The organism is Kocuria sp. JC486 (genome assembly GCF_011602805.1).
In the GTDB taxonomy this organism is placed as follows: Bacteria; Actinomycetota; Actinomycetes; order Actinomycetales; family Micrococcaceae; genus Kocuria; species Kocuria soli.
The window spans coordinates 1-1505 of the sequence record NZ_JAAOZS010000048.1; the positions used below are offsets into that span (position 1 = coordinate 1).

A 1505-nucleotide genomic window follows, 5' to 3' on the forward strand; every position below is an offset into this window, starting at 1 on the left:
GGGTGCCTCTATGGTTTCCGTCAAGCGGCCAGGGCCACCGGTGACGGGGTCTGAGACTCGGTGGGGTCTTGGTAGAGGGTGCCGTCGCGAAGCATCGCGTAGAGGACGTCGGTCCGGCGGCGGGCCAGGGCGATGATTGCCTGGTTGTGGCGTTTGCCCTGGGCCCGTTTCCGGTCGTAGTAGGCCCTCGAGGGACCGTGGCTGAGTGAGGCGAAGGCCGAGAGGAACAGCGCCCGCTTCAGTCTCTTGTTCCCGCCTCTCGGGGCGTGTTCGCCGCGGATCGAGGTTCCCGACCGTCTCGTGACGGGGGCGATTCCGGCGTAGGAGGCCAGGTGCCCGGCATCTTGAAAGTCCTTGCCGACGACCTCGGTGAGGATCCTTGCGGCGGTCCTGACGCCGACGCCGGGCATCGAGGTCAGGACCGGGGAAAGAGGGTGGGCCTCCACGAGGGCCTCGATCTGGGTCGCCACCTGCGTCCGCTGAGCGGTGAGGGCAGCCAGCTGCCCGGCCAGGATCGGGATCACGGTGGCAGCGGCCTCGGTTCCGGCGACCACCACGGTCTGCTGCCCCAGGGCGGTGAAAATTTCCTCGGTGAGGGCCTCGGCCAACCGCGGTGCGTGTTTCTTCAGCCTCGCCCGCACATGCCCGCGCCCGGCGACCTGCAGCTTCCCCGGGGTCGGATAGCGACTGAGCAGGTCGGTCACCGCCGGGTGCGTCACCCGCGGCCCCAGGACCCGCTCCAGTGCCGGATGGATCTGGGTGAGTATGCCTCGCAACCGGTTCGAGGTCGCGGTGATCTGGGCGGCGAGGTCATCATCGAAGCCGGCCAGCACTCCCAGCTCGGCGATCTGTTCCTCGTCCACCCGGATGTCGCGCAGGGTGTGCGGCATCGTGCGGGCCGCCTCGGCGATGATCGCCGCGTCGCGGGCATCGGTCTTGGCCGCGCCCGGGTGCAGGTCCGCGATCCGGCGCATCGCCAGCCCGGGCAGGTACGCCACGTGTACGCCGTCGGTGGCTTGGGCGAGGGCCACCGGCAGCGCCCCGATGGTGGCCGGCTGGTCCACGACCATCAGCACCGGCCCGTGCACGGTGGCCAGCTCCTCAAGGATGGCCCGCAGCCGAGCCTCGTCGTTGGGCAGGGACTTGTCGTAGACCGTGTTCCCAGCAGTGGTCACGGCCACGGCGTGGTGCTCGGACTTGCCGACGTCGAGGCCGACGAACACCGCCGGCAGTGGTTGCTCCGCCATGGACTCATTCCCTTCTACTGCACCGGCATCTGCACATGCTGGCCGGCCGGGAGGTGGTCACGCTCGGCATCCACGTTACGAAGGTCCCTCAAGAAGAAGGTCGCGCCTCTATCAGCGATCCGTGACCACCGGACCGGTCCTCGGTGACAACACCCCCCGGATCATGGGTGACTGGGGGCAAACGATCATGCCGAGGACCGGCCGGTCAGCACCCTCCCATCCTGATGGACGGACGAGCTGGGAAGAAGGTAACGGGGG

General features: G+C 68.8%; 1 protein-coding gene. It reads right to left on the reverse strand.

Features of this window, described 5'->3' with window-relative positions:
• Positions 1–20: 20 nt before the first annotated feature.
• The gene (locus tag GWK18_RS12785) at positions 21–1247 is read right to left on the reverse strand and encodes an IS110 family transposase (protein ID WP_123824996.1); all 1227 of its coding nucleotides are present in this window, start codon (positions 1245–1247) and stop codon (positions 21–23) included.
• Between the last annotated feature and the right edge of the window lie 258 nt (positions 1248–1505).

What these genes read in the sequence shown, in the direction of transcription:
- GWK18_RS12785 (WP_123824996.1), bottom strand. Translation starts at nt 1,247, where the DNA reads ATGGCGGAGCAACCACTGCCGGCGGTGTTCGTCGGCCTCGACGTCGGC.